Below are 15638 nucleotides of genomic sequence, written 5' to 3' on the forward strand. Positions count from 1 at the left end.
AATATGAAACACAAACTAATTATACTCAGCTTCTGCTTCTTATTAAATGTAAGCAGCCTGTTTGCACAAAATGTAAGGTTTGCTACAGATGGCGTAATAGAATTCGAAAAGAGCTCTAACATGTTCGCTATAATGAAAAGACAAATGGAAAAAAGCTCCAGCGGATTTATGCAACAAGCGTACGAAGCATACAAAAGAAACCAGTCACAATTCAAGGTATTAAAAAGCACATTAGCCTTTTCTAAAGATAAAACCCTTTATACACCCATAGCCGATGAAAATAATTCAAGAAATTATTTCTTTAGCGATCCATCAACGGGGCAAAGCAATACCATATATACAGATCTTGCCTCAGGGTTGTTTACCACGCAGAAAGTAGTATACGAAGAAACGTTTTTAGTAAAAGATACCACAAGAAAAATAAATTGGAAAATTACCAGCGAACTAAGAACTATAGCAGGCTACGAATGTCGCAGAGCAAATGCCGTTATTTTAGATTCTATTTATGTAGTAGCCTTTTATACCGATAAGATTCCTGTATCCGGGGGGCCAGAATCATTTACCGGCCTGCCGGGAATGATCCTTGGTGTTGCACTTCCTCATGAAAACATAACATGGTTTGCAAAAACAGTAACAGACAAGCCTGTTACCCCAAATGAACTAAAGGTACCTACCAAGGGTAAACCAGTAAACAATAAAACCTTAAGAGAAACTATAAATTCGGCTTTAAAGGATTGGGGAGACTATGCCCAATCAGCCTTAAAGGCTTTCCTGCTTTAATTTACAAGCAGCTTATACCCCTTGCCATGAACATTAAGAATCTCTACCTTAGGGTCTTCCCTAAGGTATTTTCTTAGTTTACTTAAAAACACATCCATACTACGACCGTTAAAGTAGTTGTCGTCATGCCAGATACTCAACAGCGCTTCCTCTCTGGTAAGAACAGCATTCTTCTTTAAGCATAACAGCTGAAGCAATTCGGCCTCCTTTGTCGACAGCTTTTGCTGTTGTCCTTTATAATCTATAAGTTGGGTTGTATAGTCAAAGCTATAGTCGCCAATTTGAAACAGTGTCTGAGCTGCTCCTGATTCTGGTGTTTCCTTTACCGCTACCCGCTTTAACAGCGCATTTATTCTTAAAAGCAACTCTTCAATTCTAARTGGCTTTGTGATGTAATCATCTCCACCCAGGTCATATGCCGATGCTTTATCTTCCATCATGGCCTTGGCTGTTGCAAAAATAATAGGCACATCCTGATTGATCTTTCTAATCTCTTTACCTAACGTAAATCCATCCTTTTTAGGCATCATCACATCAAGTATGCACAGATCAAAATCCTGCTTTGTAAAAGCCCTTAACCCTTCGTCACCATCAACACACAGTACAACATCAAATTTGCCTTTAAGCTGTAGGTAATCCTGTAAGAGAAGCCCTAAATTCGGATCATCTTCTACCAATAAAATTCTTTTCATGTGTGTGTCGTTAATTATGGTTTAATGGTAAGCTTATTTCAAACACAGTTCCTTTATCCTTTTCACTATGCACCTTTATTGTTCCACCCATCTGATTAATGATGTCCTGCACATAGTTCAGTCCTAAACCAAAGCCTTTTACGTCATGTAAGTTACCTGTTGGCACCCTATAAAACTGGTCAAAAATACGCTTGGTCTGATCTTTAGTCATCCCTATTCCTTCGTCCGCAACTTCAATAATCAGGTGCTTACCTGTATTTCTTGTACTTATATTTATTTTAGGGATCTCTCCGCTATACTTATTTGCATTATCGACCAGGTTGTAAATTACATTAGAGAGATGTAGTTCATCACCATAAATGATAGATTTTCCAGCATTCAGGTTTAGGTTAATTGCAGCATTTCTTTTTTGTAACTGAAGCTCCATACTATCTACAACTGCAGCAACAACATCATTAACATCAACTTCACTCTGCTCCAGCTTTAACTCCTTTTTCTCTAATCTTGCAATACTTAAAACCCGCTCTATATGATTCCCCAGACGAACATTCTCGTCATATATAATACCGGCTAATCTACTGATGCGGTTTTTATCTTCAACAATCTCCGGATCTTTGAGTGCCTCGCTGGCAATCATAATTGTAGCCACCGGAGTCTTAAATTCATGAGTCATGTTATTAATGAAATCCGTTTTCATTTCCGAGATCTTTTTTTGTTTCATTATTGCATAAATGGTATAGGCAAAAATAAAGATCARCACAAATAACAAGGCCGCAGACGAGGCCATAGTAGCCCACATATTGCTAAGGATTAAAGAATTTTTGTCGGGAAAACTGATGTAAAGCATTCCCGGATCTCTAATGATATAACTATAAAGAGTAGCCTTGAATGTATTTTTAGGCAACACATTATCAATATTGGTCGAAGCTTTTACATATACTAGCGAGTCCTTTTCTGCAAGGCTAACCCAGAAATCATAGTTCAGTGTTATATTTCTATTTAAAAGTTCCTTTTGAATTAATGTATCCAGGCTTTCCTTTGATATCATCTTGCTGAGCGGGACATTCGCTTCTCTCATCTCCTGCGCTACATCTTTAACCTGAGTTAGAATATCAGAATCACTTTTTAAGGGAATTGTATCAGACATCAGCCTATTCAATCCATCATCATACCTTCTTTTGGCAAGGTTATTTTCAAATTGAAATTTACGTGATAGCTCATTGCTTACTGTGGGTACACTAATGAGCACGCTTTTTCCTGTTGCCGGGTTAACGGCATGGTATCTGATTGTATCGGGCAACTGATTAGAAGCAATGATGAATGATTTTGTTTCCTGCGGCACAAAGGTTGATCTGAATTGCCCGTTGATCAGGTTCCCGTAGGCATCTAAACCTACATTCACATCAACGTGCACTGGCGACTGCAGTGGGTTATTCAAATCAGATGCCGCAAGGTATTCGGCTTCGGTAATCAGTATTGGGTTGGCATAAGACTTTTTAATCTCTAAATCATTCTGATTTAAATCGGCAACAATTAATTTACGCTGCTCAAGTAATCGTTTTTGTTCCTGATCTTTAAAGCGTTCCTTATATTCTACCAGCTGTTGTGCCTGATTGCGAACTTCTGCTTCGCGATCACGTTCCAACTGCTGGTCTCTTTTAGTAATGTAAAGTGCTGCATTACGTTTTTGCACTTTATTAACTACGCTATTAAGTGCCTGATTTACATCCTGTTCAAAAAGCTGTGATTTAAGACTATATGCCTCCCTTATATAATACAATTGCATTACAAACACCCCAAGCAAAGCTATGGTCATAAGGCCGGTGATTAACCAAAGGCTTCTTTTTTTCATATCGGATATTCAAAATTAACGAAGCATTAACACAAAAGCTTTAATTTAACAAATTTTAACAGTCAAATCAGGCAATATCTGCCTTCATGTCTATGAACCTTTCAAAGTTTACTCACCATGATTCGCTATTTGATATGTTTAAACAGGCACTTCGGCTTGGACAGAATCAAGGCAGAATAAGGACTGGAAGCACATTTCTTCGGAAAACAGGTACCTTTTCCCGAAGAAGTCTCGAACCAGCCTTAACGCAGGCCTAAGTTTGATCCTACCAATGTGGCTAGGAGCCGCGGTCTGTGCAAAAAAAAAGTGCCGCCCTGAATCAGGACGGCACGGTGGTCAATTTGTTTATTTAAAAAAGATCTTTTAAAAAGGAAGATCATCTTCCTCGCCCGGTGCGCTGTTTAAATCAGCTGGCGGAGCATATTCTGGAGTAGATGCCGCTGCACTGTTTGTTAATGCATTAATACGCCATACTACTAAACTGTTAAAATAAGATGTTTTTCCGGTTTTATCAGTCCACGGACGACCACGTAAATTAAATGCTACTTCTACATCATCGCCTGGTTTTAAGCTATCAAACAAAGCTGTTTTATCTTGTAAAGCCTCAAACCTGATGTATTCAGGATAAGTAGGGTTTTCTGCATATTCTATGATAAGGTCGCGTTTCTTAAAAGTCTCACTCACCTGCTGTAATGCACCAATTTCATGCACTTTTCCTTTTAATTCCATAACAAATACTATTTTATTCTACTACGAAGTTCAAATCTCTATATTTTTATTGATAACTTCGTACAATTAATTATGCAAGTTTTCCACACAAAAAGTAAGGTTATCATAACCTGCAACAAGCGTCTGTCGCCGTATTTACTAGAAGAAGTTAAAGCCCTTGGCTATGACATAGTAAGAGATTTCTCTACAGGCTTAGAATTAGACATCACTTTGTCTGAATGTATTCGATTAAATTTGAATTTAAGGTGCGCCAGCCAGATTTTATACTGCTTAAAGAGTTTTAAAGCAGCAAATCCGGAAGAGCTTTACCGCGAAATGGTGGAGATGCCATGGGAAGAGTTAATTGATTTTTCAGGTTATTTTTCTGTTACCTCAAATGTTGATAACCCAACTATTACCACTCCTCTTTTTGCCAACTTAAAGGTAAAAGATGCAATAGTTGACCGCATTAAAGACAAGAAAGGTATCCGTCCGAATTCAGGTTCTGATGCCAATAAAGCTGTAATTCATCTATACTGGAAAGATAATGATGCCGACGTATTTATTGATACTTCTGGCGAAACACTTGCTAAACACGGATACCGTAAAATTCCGGGAAAAGCCCCAATGCTGGAAGCACTTGCTGCAGCAACAGTATTAAGCACTAAATGGGATCAGAAGTCTCCTTTTGTAAACCCAATGTGTGGTTCCGGAACATTGGCTATAGAAGCCGCTCTTATTGCAACCAATCGCAGACCAGGTTTATTTAGAATGAACTATGGCTTTATGCACATTATTGGCTACGATGAACAAGTATTTTTTGCTGAAAGAAGAATCCTGAAAGATCAGGTGGTAAAAAATGCTGATCTTCAGATCATCGCTACCGATATTTCTGAAGACGCTGTAGATGTAAGTCGTAGAAATGCTAAAACAGCAGGTGTGGATACATTGATCACCTTCGAGGTATGTGATTTTGCTGAAACACAAGTTCCCGAAGGAGGCAAGGGTGTAGTAGTATTTAATCCGGAATATGGCGAGCGCCTAGGTGTACATTCTAAACTGGAATCAACCTACAAACGTATGGGTGATTTTATGAAGCAGGAATGCAAAGGATATTTTGGATATATCTTTACAGGAAATCCTGATCTTGCCAAAAAAATCGGATTAAAAGCCACACGTAAAATAGAATTCTACAATGGAAAACTAGACTGTCGTATGCTCGAATACGAGTTGTACGATGGCACAAGAAGACCTGAAGGCGAAAGGCTCATTAAGGAATAGGCCAATGGATCCAATAATCAAAAAAACTATTCAATTTGTTAAGGAAACGCTTGCAGATGCAGAAGCAGGCCACGATTGGTTCCATATAGAACGTGTCTACAAAACAGCTTTAACCATTAATGCGCAAGAAAAAGGCGACGAATTAATTGTTGCACTGGCAGCCTTGCTGCACGATATTGCAGATCCTAAATTTAATGACGGCGATGAGGAAATCGGCCCACGTATAGCAGGTGAATTCCTTGAAAGTATTAACGTTGATCCATCAATCATTGAACATGTAAAACAGATCATCATCAACCTAAGCTACAAAGCCAGCTTAGGCATTGTGACATTTCATTCAAAGGAACTTGACATTGTGCAGGATGCAGACAGATTGGATGCTATTGGCGCCATCGGAATTGCCCGTGCATTTACTTACGGAGGTTATAAAAACCGGGTGCTTTACGATCCGGAGATTAAGCCCAACCTGAGTATGAGTAAGGAAGAATATAAAAATAGTACCGGCCCTACCATTAACCATTTCTACGAAAAACTCTTTTTACTTAAAGATTTAATGAAAACTCCGGCAGGAAAAAACATAGCTCAAAAACGTCATAATTTTATGCAAGAATATCTTGATCAGTTTTATGACGAGTGGGCAGGAATGAAATAAAATAATTGTAAATTGCCTGCACCCTGTAAGCGCTCTATCTTACAGTTAATTTGAGTAAAAGAATGAAATTAAGTGTATTAGTTTTAATTGCAGCATTAGCAGTTGGTATTTCGATAGGTCTTGTAAATTTCTACTTTCAGCATAGCTGGTATTTTATGCTGATGTCATTTGGCGTGTCGTTTTTAACATGCTTTATTGTTTTCTACTACCTGCTCGAAAAATACATTTACTCTAAAATAGTTCTTATATATAAGCTTATCCACAATTTAAAATTGGGAAAGGACCTTAAAGATGCGCTTGGCGAATATGTGAGCTCTGATCCAATTAATGACGTTGAACAAGAAGTAAAAGAATGGGCAGGGGCAAAAAAACGTGAAATTGATGTTTTAAAGAAACAGGAACAATTCAGAAGGGAATTCCTGTCTAACGTTTCGCATGAGTTTAAAACGCCTCTTTTTGCCATACAGGGCTACATAGACACCTTACAGGATTGCCTTGTGGATGATCCGGAAATGGCTGCTAAATTTTTAACAAAGGCAGGTAAGAATGTTGAAAGGTTAAGCTATTTAATAAATGATCTTGACTCTATCTCCAAATTAGAAACAGGTGAGATTCCAATTAACTATGAGAAATTTGACTTTGTGCTGCTTGCAAAAGAGGTAATGGAAGGTCTGGAAGACAAGGCAAAACTCAGAGAGATTACACTGTCATTTAAAGAAAAATATACACACCCTGCTTTTGTAAACGCAGATAGAGAAAAGATCAGACAGGTAATGATTAACCTGATCCAGAATTCACTAAAATACGGCAGAGAACATGGTGGTTCAACTGCCATAAAGATCTTTGAACTTCACGATCAGTATCTGATCGAGGTAACTGATGATGGCATAGGCATCGACGAAAAACACCTGCCTCGCCTATTTGAGCGCTTTTATAGAATTGACTCGCACAGATCAAGAGAAGAAGGTGGTACCGGACTTGGGTTGGCTATTGTAAAACACATACTTGAAGCCCATCAGCAAATCATATCTGTAAGGAGTACTTTACAGATCGGAACAACATTTGCCTTTACACTTGAAAAGGTTGGCTAATCATAATCCGCTTAGTTAAAAAAACTTAACACTTAACATTAACTTAACATTGTACTCATACTTTTGTATCATATTTTATAAAAGATGAATAGTATTTTTAAGTTCTTCACCCCTAAAGACAAAAAGTTCCAACCGCTATTTGAACAGGCTGGAAGTAACGTATTGAAAATTTCTGAAGCTCTATTGCTTGCATTAAGTGCAACTGATACAGAAAAAAGAAAAGAATACATTAAGGAAGTTGAACGTTTAGAGCACGTAGGTGATGACATTACCCATTCGATTTTCCTTGAACTTAGCAAGAACTTCATCACTCCTTTTGACAGGGAGGATATCCATGCGCTCGCCAGTGCAGTTGATGATATTGCAGATTACATCCATGCTTCGGCTAGTAACATTGAATTATACAATGTTAAAAATGTAGGTGATGCAATGATCAAACTTGCTGAATTATTGGTAGAGATGTGTACCGATTTGGATAAAGCAATTAAAGAATTAAGAAGTTTTAAAAATATTCGTGTTATCGCTGATGCCTGTGTAAGGATTAACAGCGGCGAAAATCAGGCTGACTACGTTTGTAATTTGGCAATAGCCCGTTTGTTTGAATTTGAAACCAACGCAATTGAATTGATCAAACAAAAAGAGGTTCTTCAAACTCTTGAAATGGCTACTGATAAATGTGAAGATGCGGCTAATGTGCTGGAATCTATTTTGGTAAAGAACGCTTAAACCTTCAAAAAATGGTAACTACCTTATTGGTTGTTGTAATCGTCCTCGCAATAGGATTCGATTATATAAATGGCTTTCACGATGCGGCAAATTCAATTGCTACTATCGTTTCTACAAAAGTGCTTTCTCCTTTTCAGGCAGTGCTATGGGCAGCAGTATTTAACTTTGCTGCTTATTTTTACTTTACAGACCATAAAGTGGCTAATACTATAGCCAAAACTGTAGTAGAGAATTTTATAACGCTTGAAGTTATCCTGGCTGGTCTTATCGCCGCCATTACCTGGAATCTTTTTACATGGTGGTTTGGTATCCCTTCAAGCTCCTCGCACACCCTGATTGGTGGTTTTGCTGGTGCTGGTATGGCTAAAGCGGCTACGGTAGGCGCAAGCGTAATGTCGGCAATTAACCTTGCCCCCATTTTAAAAGTGGTTGCGTTTATTGTTCTGGCACCCGTAATTGGTATGGTGATCTCGGTTATTATATCCATTATCATTTTACATATATCTAAAAATGCCCGGCCTTCTGTAGCTGAGAAATGGTTTAAAAGATTACAGCTGATCTCTTCTGCTGCATTAAGCTTTACACATGGTGGTAACGATGCTCAAAAAGTAATGGGCATCATCTATGTTTCTATGGTTGCGGCAAATGTACTACACACCGGAGATGCAATGCCTGAATGGATTCCTATTTCATGTTATGCTGCAATTGCATTAGGTACCATGAGCGGTGGCTGGAAAATTGTAAAAACTATGGGCTCTAAAATTACTAAAGTAAATGCTTTTGAGGGTGTAGCTGCAGAATCTGCAGGTGCAGTAACCTTAGGTATTACGGAACACTTTGGTATCCCGGTTTCTACAACCCACACTATTACAGGTTCAATTGTAGGTGTTGGTTTGTTAAAAAGAGTATCGGCAGTACGCTGGGGAGTTACCGTTAGCTTACTTTGGGCATGGGTATTAACCATTCCGGTTTCTGCAACGCTAGCAGCAATTGTTTACGGAATTATACATTTGTTTTTTTAGAACTCAATTGTAAGAAATACGATTGGATGTGCAGTGTCCTGCACATCCCAATCTGGCCCTGTCTGTATAAGGCGAATCACTTCCTCATCGAATCTTTCTGAAAAGCCGCGTATCACGGCAACATTTATAGGTCTGAGATCTTTGATTTCAAATCTGAATTCAACAGACTGCCCTTTCTTCGCATCTGTTATATAGCTATTTTTTTCAGTAAGGTAACCGTTGAACTTTGGCCACCCAATTACAGGATGGGTAGTTTCAGACTTTGAATCTTTAGCTACACTCTGCAGTAACTGGTTTTGACGGGCAACTGGAATATCATTAATATCTTTGCTATTGATTGTGAACCTCACGGCATAGGTATCATCAAATTCTTTTTGAGGGGTTGCAAGCCCTCTAATTCTTACGGTACCTTTTACTCCAGGTGCACCTAAGGCTTGCTTAGCAGTTTTTTTCCCATAAGCAGCAACAACAACTTCATTTAATGCAGCACTTGAATCATCTGATACCCTTGCTGCTGATGCTGGAGCTGCTGCTAAAGTTGCCTCAGCAATCGGCGTTGGTTCAGTACTGTTTGCAATGGATTTTGATTTAGGCTTTGAATTGGCAGCATAACTGTTAGTTTTGGCTGCTTTTATTGCTTTATCAATTTCAGAAGAAGCTTTATCTGTACTTTCTGTTTTAAGTGTGGCTACGGCATCTGCATTTTCGATCACACTATCGCTGCTCGGCTTTGGAGCTATGTTTACATCAATCTTTTTAGGTCTTTTGGATGCCATCTCCTGATAATTCACCTGTTTCATCCAGAAAATAATTCCAACAGAAATAAATATCACAGCAGCAGCAGCGGCAATACTTAGGCGTTGCCAAGTTATTACTGTTGCTTTTTTAGCAGAATGATGCTCTGCAACACGTTCATGCAATTGCTTTTGAAGCAAAGAAAGGGATTCAAGAGATCGCTTAGGCGACATGCTTAAGCCAGCCAGCGCTTCGGCTACGAAAGGATCCTCGAGCGCTTCACGCTCTACCCTGTTCATAGTCTTTGCATCAAGCTTACCATCAAGATAATCTTCTAAAACTGCTATATCTAACCAATCGTTATTCACCACTATTCTTTTCTATACAAATTTTTAAGTTCCTTTTACCGTTCTGGATATAGCTCTTAACTTTTAGCATATCGTAGCCGGTAATATCCGCTACTTCTTTATAACATTTCTCTTGCAGATAGAACAAGTCTACACTTACGCGCTGTTCTTCGGGAAGTGTTTCCATACACTTTTCCATAACGGTAAGTTTAGTCTCTTTTGTATCATCAATATCAAGATGCACAAAATCTGTGTTTTCCACAAAAGTATCTTCTAATGAAACGGTTGTATTTTTTGAATTCTTACGAAGGGCCATTAAGCAATGGTTACGAGATAATACATGCAACCAACTTTTAAAGTTCTGTACTTCGTGAATTTTGAGCTTAACCACAAGTTCTTCAAAAATCTGCATTACTGCATCTTTACTTTGCTCCTCGTCTTTTAAATAGTTTAAACACACACCAAATACAAGGTGCATATACTTGTTATAAAGTATACCCAATGGTTCCAGATCACCGCTTTGCCTATAGCGCGTAATTAAAGCAGTGTCGTCCTGCTCCTGGATTTTGGCGTTATTCTTTATGAACTTCAAAGGGTCTTTCAGGTATAATTTTCTCAAGTATAAAAATATTTTTCGACACTGGTGTGGAATTTCTGCAAAGCTTACATCATTTAGAAAAACAGACGATTATGAAAAAGCTATTGTTACCAATATTTATTGTTTTACTGTTTACCGCATTCAAAGCTCCCAGAAATTCGGTTAGGACTATTAGGGGTATAGTAACTGACAGAAATGACAAAACACCTCTCGCGGGCGTTGATGTGTTTTCACATGACAAAAGGATTAGTGCATCAACTAATAAAAATGGGTTTTATACCATTTCAGTTCCGGAAAACGAACAAACTTTAACATTTGAATACATTGGCTATAAACCTTTGACGTTAAAAATTAACGGTACTGTTTTAAATGTTAAATTGGAAAAAGAGAGCATTTCTCTGAAAGAAGAAGTTATAGTTGGTTATGGCCAAAAGGCAATGGCAGCTCCGGGATTAAGAGGAGCGGTTCATATAAGAGGCATCAGCCAATCGACCGTTGTAATGAACTCGCTTCCAGTTACTGAATCATCAGAATCTTATGCTTCTATTAACGAAAATCGATTCAGGGATGCCATAAAAAACCCCCTTTCAACATTTTCTATTGATGTAGACGCCGCATCTTACACTAATATACGCAGGTTCATTAACAACGGAGCCCTGCCTCCTGCTGATGCTGTGAGAATAGAAGAAATGGTGAATTACTTTGATTATGACTATCCGCAGCCTAAAGGTAAAGATCCGATTAATATTGTAACCGAGATAGCTGATGCTCCCTGGAACACAATGCATAAACTGGTAAAGATAGGCTTACAGGGTCGTAAAATTTCTACTGAGAAGTTACCTGCCTCAAATTTGGTATTCCTCATCGACGTGTCTGGATCAATGGCCCAGGCAAATAAACTTCCTTTACTCGTGTCGTCATTTAAATTATTAGCTGAACAACTTAGATCTTCAGATAAGGTAGCCATTGTAGTATATGCAGGCAATGCAGGTTTGGTTTTACCCTCCACTCCTGGAGATCAGAAGATCAAAATCAAAGATGCACTGGATAAATTAAGTGCAGGGGGATCTACAGCAGGCGGGCAAGGTATTGAACTGGCTTACAAGGTGGCTTCAGAAAATTTCATAAAAGGCGGAAATAACAGGGTGATTTTGGCTACCGATGGTGATTTTAATGTGGGTGCATCGAGTGATGATGATATGGAAAAGCTCATTGAGAAAAAACGCAAAAGCGGAATCTTTTTAACCACTCTTGGCTACGGAATGGGAAATTACAAGGATAGTAAAATGGAAGTGCTTGCAAATAAAGGAAATGGGAACTATGCCTATATAGACAATATCACCGAAGCAAGGAAGGTTTTAGTAAATGAATTTGGCGGAACATTATTTACCATAGCTAAAGATGTAAAGTTGCAAATAGAATTTAATCCATCGAAAGTACAATCCTACAGATTAATTGGTTATGAAAACCGCATGCTGAAAGCTAAAGATTTTAATGATGACCAGAAGGATGCAGGTGAACTTGGCTCTGGTCACACGGTAACAGCATTATATGAAGTTATACCTGTTGGTGTAAAGAGCATTTTTTCGGGTAGTATAGATGATTTGAAATACCAGAAAAACGACAAGCCTGTCATTTCAGGAAATAATAAGGAATTGTTAACTGTTAAACTTCGTTATAAACAACCAGATGGAAATGTGAGCAAGCTAATTGAACAACCAGTAATTGACAATAGAATTGCTTTCGACAAAACCACTAACAACTTTAGATTTAGCGCTGCGGTTGCTGAATTTGGGATGTTGTTAAGGCAATCCGATTTCCGCCAGAACTCAAGCTTTGACCAGGTAATTCGTGCCGCAACATTAAGCAGTTGTGACGTACAGAGCCAGGCTCAAATTGGAAAGATATTAAATCAGGTTCAAACAGGTGGCACCCCAACAACAAGTGAAATGGGCTTAGGGATTAAACAAGCTTTGGAGTTGGGCACATCGCATGGAGCAGATCTGCTCTCGGCAAAGGATGGTTTTTTAGGCAATATGGCCGTTAAGATCCTCTTTCCTCCTGAGGCACAAAAGGTAGAGAAAACGCTTCGCAGTGTTGGGTTAGGTTCTCTTGCAGATAATGTAATTACCAGTTTAAACCGTGCAGCAGAGGACGCAGCCAAAGAAGCTAAACCAATATTTGTATCTGCAATAAAACAAATGACTATTGCTGATGCCACCAACATACTTTTTGGAAGCAAAGATGCTGCAACTAATTATTTTAAAAGAGTAACAACAGCTCAACTGATGGAAAAATTTAAGCCTGTTATTACAACAAGTTTGAATAAGGTTGGCGCTACAAAATATTGGGGCGATGCCGCCAATCAGTATAATAAGATTCCGTTGGTAAAACCAGTATCTACAGACCTTTCAGACTATGTAGCACAAAAAGCTATCGACGGAATGTTTATACAGGTAGCCCAGGAAGAACTGAAAATCAGAGACAATATAGGTGCCAGATCTACACCTTTGTTACAGAAAGTATTTGGCTACGCTGATAAGAAAAAGTAGCACTAATATCTTTGCCAAATTGTACGGATGCTTTTATATAAACCTGAAAATGATATATTTGCATCCGTACAAATTTTAAATTCTTAAACTATGGCAAGGAAGAAGGATAGAACAACCATCATCTTTGTAAACAACAATCAGAACTCAAATAAGCCAATACAGGTTCCAAGCAGTTATATATTACATTGGAAAAAATATGTATTTGGATTACTAGGTACTTTTGTTTTTTTACTTGGAATGATAATCTATCTGTCATACAATATGACATTAGTTGAATCATCAAAAGAACTCTTGAGCAAGCAATTGCGGGAGAATAAAAAAGAAGCTACAGTTCTCGATACTTCTGCCCTAAAAAAACACTACGAGTCCATCGACAAGAAGTTGCTTACAATAAATAAATTTCTAAAAGCAAGAGGTATAAAAACCATTGTTAAAAATGAAGGAGGCGAGGGGAATTCTGATATCCTTTCGGTTGAAGAAATAGGTGAGTTCTACGAAGGATACCTTAATAAGATGATTGACTATGTGGCTTTTACACCAATGGGCTATCCCCATTTCGGAGCCATCACTTCTGGCTATGGCCATCGTGAAAATCCTTTTACCGGAGAAAATGTAGAGACGCATAAAGGGCTAGATTTCAGGGGGAAACGTGGTGAAATAGTTAAAAGCACTGCAAGCGGACGGGTAACCTATGCTGGTAGAAGAGGTGGATATGGCAATTGCATTGTGATTAATCACGGCAATGGATTTGAAACCTACTATGGTCATTTGTCAAGGATATTAATCACTGAAGGAACACAAGTAAAAGCAGGCGATAACATAGGAAAAATCGGTTCTACAGGCAGATCTACGGGTCCGCATTTACATTACGAAATCCATAAAAATGGTAAAATAATCAATCCCAGATCTTTTTTAACAATAGAATAATGTTTAAGAAAACCAAACAGTCTCAGATACCAGACATCAATCAACAGGAAATTTCGACATTAATAGGCGACGGTTTTGTTGTTACCGGAGAGCTTACAGGAGCATCGGTTATAAGAATTGACGGCAAAGTAACAGGAAACGTAAAGACTGGAAATGGCATTATTTTGGGCGAAAAGGGCATTATTGTAGGTGATATTGAAACTACGTCAGCCATTATTTACGGAACGGTAAACGGAAAAGTAAAGGTTAGCCAACTTGAAATAAAAAAAACGGGGAGAGTAAACGGTGATATTAAAACTGAAACGCTGGAGATAGAATTCGGTGCGCAATACAATGGAAATCTGGAGATGAAAAAGCTAATTCAGGTTGAAGAGAAAACCGTTTGATGTGTGGCAGAAAAAGGTTACTTTTATACGGATAATGCAAACAACATAAAGTATATTGGATTTTAAAGATTTTAATTTTAACCCTGATTTGTTTGAAGGGTTATCGGCAATGGGTTTTCGTGATGCCACACCTATTCAGCAACAGGCAATTCCTTTAATTTTAAGCAAAAAAGATTTAATTGCCTGTGCACAAACAGGAACCGGAAAAACCGGAGCCTACCTTCTGCCAATCATGAATATGATTGCCGGAACAGAAGAACGTCATAATAACACTTTGATCCTTGCTCCTACACGTGAGCTTGCTCAACAAATAGATTTACAGGTTGAAGCGCTTTCTTACTTCACAAACATCAGCTCTTTAACTGTATATGGTGGTGGTGATGGGATTGCCTATGAACAGCAAAAGAGATCGATGCGTGAAGGGGTGGATATTATTATTGCAACTCCTGGTCGTCTGATTTCTCATCTTTCATCTGGCGTTTTAAAGCTGGATCAATTGCAGCATTTGGTATTGGATGAAGCGGACAGGATGCTTGATATGGGCTTTTATGATGACATTATGCGCATTGTAAGCTATCTTCCTGAAAATAGACAAACTGTAATGTTTTCTGCAACTATGCCTCCAAAGATCAGGAAGCTGGCAGGAACACTGCTAAAACACCCTGAACAAATTAACATAGCCCTATCTAAGCCGGCGGAAGGGATATCGCAACAGGTTTATCTGATACATGATGAACAAAAAGTGCCATTGCTTTCTTCTATTCTAAAAACAGATGAGTATAAGAGCATTATTGTTTTTGCATCGACAAAAGAAAAGGTAAAAAACCTGGGTAAAGTTTTTAGAAACCTGGGACTTAAAGCTGAAGCTTTTCATTCGGATCTTGGCCAGAAGGAAAGAGAAAGCATATTATTAAAATTCAAAAACAGACAATTGCCTATAATAATTGGTACAGATGTTCTAAGTCGTGGTATTGATGTAGAAGGAATTGATCTGGTAATTAATTTTGATGTACCTCACGATGCAGAGGACTATGTACACCGTATTGGAAGAACTGCCAGGGCTGCAACTAAAGGTACTGCAATTACTCTGGTTAATAACAGGGACAAGCGTAAACTGGCAAGCATTGAAAAATTGATTGAAAAACAAATAGAAAGAATGTCTTTACCGGAACATCTTGGTGAAGCCCCTCTGGAAAGTGCAGCTGATTCTTCGGAAAGACCTGTTCGCCACGACAAACCAAAACGTAAATTCTGGAAGAAAAAGCCCGCTAAAAACACGGGATCATAGT

At 38.4% G+C, this 15638-nt stretch carries 15 protein-coding genes; 10 read left to right on the plus strand and 5 right to left on the minus strand.

The genetic code is table 11. The annotated features are described in order from the left end of the window. The first annotated feature begins 3 nt into the window (after nucleotides 1-3). Nucleotides 4-780, plus strand: a complete 777-nt coding sequence (locus tag AC1DDX_RS01610) for a GLPGLI family protein (protein ID WP_337717297.1) — start codon at nucleotides 4-6, stop codon at nucleotides 778-780. Here the strand turns inward: AC1DDX_RS01610 and AC1DDX_RS01615 are convergent. The 3 genes from AC1DDX_RS01615 to AC1DDX_RS01625 form a co-directional block, all read right to left on the minus strand. Continuing rightward, nucleotides 777-1472, minus strand: coding sequence for a response regulator transcription factor (locus AC1DDX_RS01615; protein WP_477621727.1), 696 nt, complete (start codon nucleotides 1470-1472; stop codon nucleotides 777-779). The two genes, AC1DDX_RS01610 and AC1DDX_RS01615, sit on opposite strands and share 4 nt — an antisense overlap. 10 nt (nucleotides 1473-1482) lie before the next feature. Beyond that, on the minus strand, nucleotides 1483-3324 hold the full coding sequence (locus AC1DDX_RS01620; protein WP_172661815.1) for a sensor histidine kinase: 1842 nt from the start codon (nucleotides 3322-3324) through the stop codon (nucleotides 1483-1485). 363 nt (nucleotides 3325-3687) lie between these two features. Continuing rightward, nucleotides 3688-4053: a DUF3127 domain-containing protein gene (locus AC1DDX_RS01625; protein ID WP_068887713.1), complete on the minus strand. Its 366-nt coding sequence runs from the start codon at nucleotides 4051-4053 to the stop codon at nucleotides 3688-3690. 72 nt (nucleotides 4054-4125) lie between these two features. Here AC1DDX_RS01625 and AC1DDX_RS01630 point away from each other — a divergent pair, with 72 nt between their 5' ends. The 5 genes from AC1DDX_RS01630 (at nucleotide 4126) to AC1DDX_RS01650 (ending at nucleotide 8804) form a co-directional block, all read left to right on the plus strand. Continuing rightward, nucleotides 4126-5313: a THUMP domain-containing class I SAM-dependent RNA methyltransferase gene (locus AC1DDX_RS01630; RefSeq protein WP_172661816.1), complete on the plus strand. Its 1188-nt coding sequence runs from the start codon at nucleotides 4126-4128 to the stop codon at nucleotides 5311-5313. 4 nt (nucleotides 5314-5317) lie between these two features. Further along, the gene (locus tag AC1DDX_RS01635; RefSeq protein ID WP_172661817.1) at nucleotides 5318-5965 is read left to right on the plus strand and encodes an HD domain-containing protein; all 648 of its coding nucleotides are present in this window, start codon (nucleotides 5318-5320) and stop codon (nucleotides 5963-5965) included. Nucleotides 5966-6027: 62 nt separating this feature from the next. Further along, nucleotides 6028-7056: a sensor histidine kinase gene (locus tag AC1DDX_RS01640; protein ID WP_172661818.1), complete on the plus strand. Its 1029-nt coding sequence runs from the start codon at nucleotides 6028-6030 to the stop codon at nucleotides 7054-7056. Nucleotides 7057-7140: 84 nt separating this feature from the next. Continuing rightward, on the plus strand, nucleotides 7141-7782 hold the full coding sequence (locus tag AC1DDX_RS01645; protein ID WP_048907832.1) for a DUF47 domain-containing protein: 642 nt from the start codon (nucleotides 7141-7143) through the stop codon (nucleotides 7780-7782). An 11-nt stretch (nucleotides 7783-7793) separates the two neighbouring features. Beyond that, the gene (locus tag AC1DDX_RS01650; RefSeq protein ID WP_172661819.1) at nucleotides 7794-8804 is read left to right on the plus strand and encodes an inorganic phosphate transporter; all 1011 of its coding nucleotides are present in this window, start codon (nucleotides 7794-7796) and stop codon (nucleotides 8802-8804) included. Here AC1DDX_RS01650 and AC1DDX_RS01655 read toward each other — a convergent pair. Both AC1DDX_RS01655 and AC1DDX_RS01660 read right to left on the minus strand, forming a co-directional pair. Continuing rightward, complete coding sequence (locus AC1DDX_RS01655; RefSeq protein ID WP_216854419.1) at nucleotides 8801-9907, minus strand: hypothetical protein; 1107 nt, start codon at nucleotides 9905-9907, stop codon at nucleotides 8801-8803. The genes AC1DDX_RS01650 and AC1DDX_RS01655 overlap by 4 nt on opposite strands. After that, entirely contained in the window at nucleotides 9900-10478 is a 579-nt protein-coding gene (locus AC1DDX_RS01660) for an RNA polymerase sigma factor (RefSeq protein WP_172661887.1), read from the minus strand. Before AC1DDX_RS01660 ends, AC1DDX_RS01655 begins: the two co-directional genes overlap by 8 nt. Nucleotides 10479-10576: 98 nt before the next feature. Here AC1DDX_RS01660 and AC1DDX_RS01665 point away from each other — a divergent pair, with 98 nt between their 5' ends. From AC1DDX_RS01665 to AC1DDX_RS01680, 4 genes are all read left to right on the plus strand, one after another. Then, entirely contained in the window at nucleotides 10577-13036 is a 2460-nt protein-coding gene (locus AC1DDX_RS01665) for a DUF4197 family protein (RefSeq protein ID WP_477621728.1), read from the plus strand. A 90-nt stretch (nucleotides 13037-13126) separates the two neighbouring features. Beyond that, nucleotides 13127-13963, plus strand: coding sequence for a M23 family metallopeptidase (locus tag AC1DDX_RS01670; protein ID WP_288884325.1), 837 nt, complete (start codon nucleotides 13127-13129; stop codon nucleotides 13961-13963). Then, nucleotides 13963-14349, plus strand: a complete 387-nt coding sequence (locus AC1DDX_RS01675; RefSeq protein WP_172661824.1) for a bactofilin family protein — start codon at nucleotides 13963-13965, stop codon at nucleotides 14347-14349. Before AC1DDX_RS01670 ends, AC1DDX_RS01675 begins: the two co-directional genes overlap by 1 nt. A 55-nt stretch (nucleotides 14350-14404) precedes the next feature. Continuing rightward, complete coding sequence (locus AC1DDX_RS01680) at nucleotides 14405-15637, plus strand: DEAD/DEAH box helicase (protein WP_172661825.1); 1233 nt, start codon at nucleotides 14405-14407, stop codon at nucleotides 15635-15637. The last annotated feature ends 1 nt before the right edge of the window (nucleotide 15638 follow it).

It is taken from the genome of Pedobacter sp. 10L46_2 (genome assembly GCF_056395165.1).

Excerpts from the sequence above, each read along its gene's own strand:
- AC1DDX_RS01610 (WP_337717297.1), top strand. The coding sequence starts at position 4 with ATGAAACACAAACTAATTATACTCAGCTTCTGCTTCTTATTAAATGTA.
- AC1DDX_RS01625 (WP_068887713.1), bottom strand. The coding sequence starts at position 4,053 with ATGGAATTAAAAGGAAAAGTGCATGAAATTGGTGCATTACAGCAGGTG.
- AC1DDX_RS01630 (WP_172661816.1), top strand. The coding sequence starts at position 4,126 with ATGCAAGTTTTCCACACAAAAAGTAAGGTTATCATAACCTGCAACAAG.
- AC1DDX_RS01635 (WP_172661817.1), top strand. The coding sequence starts at position 5,318 with ATGGATCCAATAATCAAAAAAACTATTCAATTTGTTAAGGAAACGCTT.
- AC1DDX_RS01640 (WP_172661818.1), top strand. The coding sequence starts at position 6,028 with ATGAAATTAAGTGTATTAGTTTTAATTGCAGCATTAGCAGTTGGTATT.
- AC1DDX_RS01645 (WP_048907832.1), top strand. The coding sequence starts at position 7,141 with ATGAATAGTATTTTTAAGTTCTTCACCCCTAAAGACAAAAAGTTCCAA.
- AC1DDX_RS01650 (WP_172661819.1), top strand. The coding sequence starts at position 7,794 with ATGGTAACTACCTTATTGGTTGTTGTAATCGTCCTCGCAATAGGATTC.
- AC1DDX_RS01665 (WP_477621728.1), top strand. The coding sequence starts at position 10,577 with ATGAAAAAGCTATTGTTACCAATATTTATTGTTTTACTGTTTACCGCA.
- AC1DDX_RS01670 (WP_288884325.1), top strand. The coding sequence starts at position 13,127 with ATGGCAAGGAAGAAGGATAGAACAACCATCATCTTTGTAAACAACAAT.
- AC1DDX_RS01675 (WP_172661824.1), top strand. The coding sequence starts at position 13,963 with ATGTTTAAGAAAACCAAACAGTCTCAGATACCAGACATCAATCAACAG.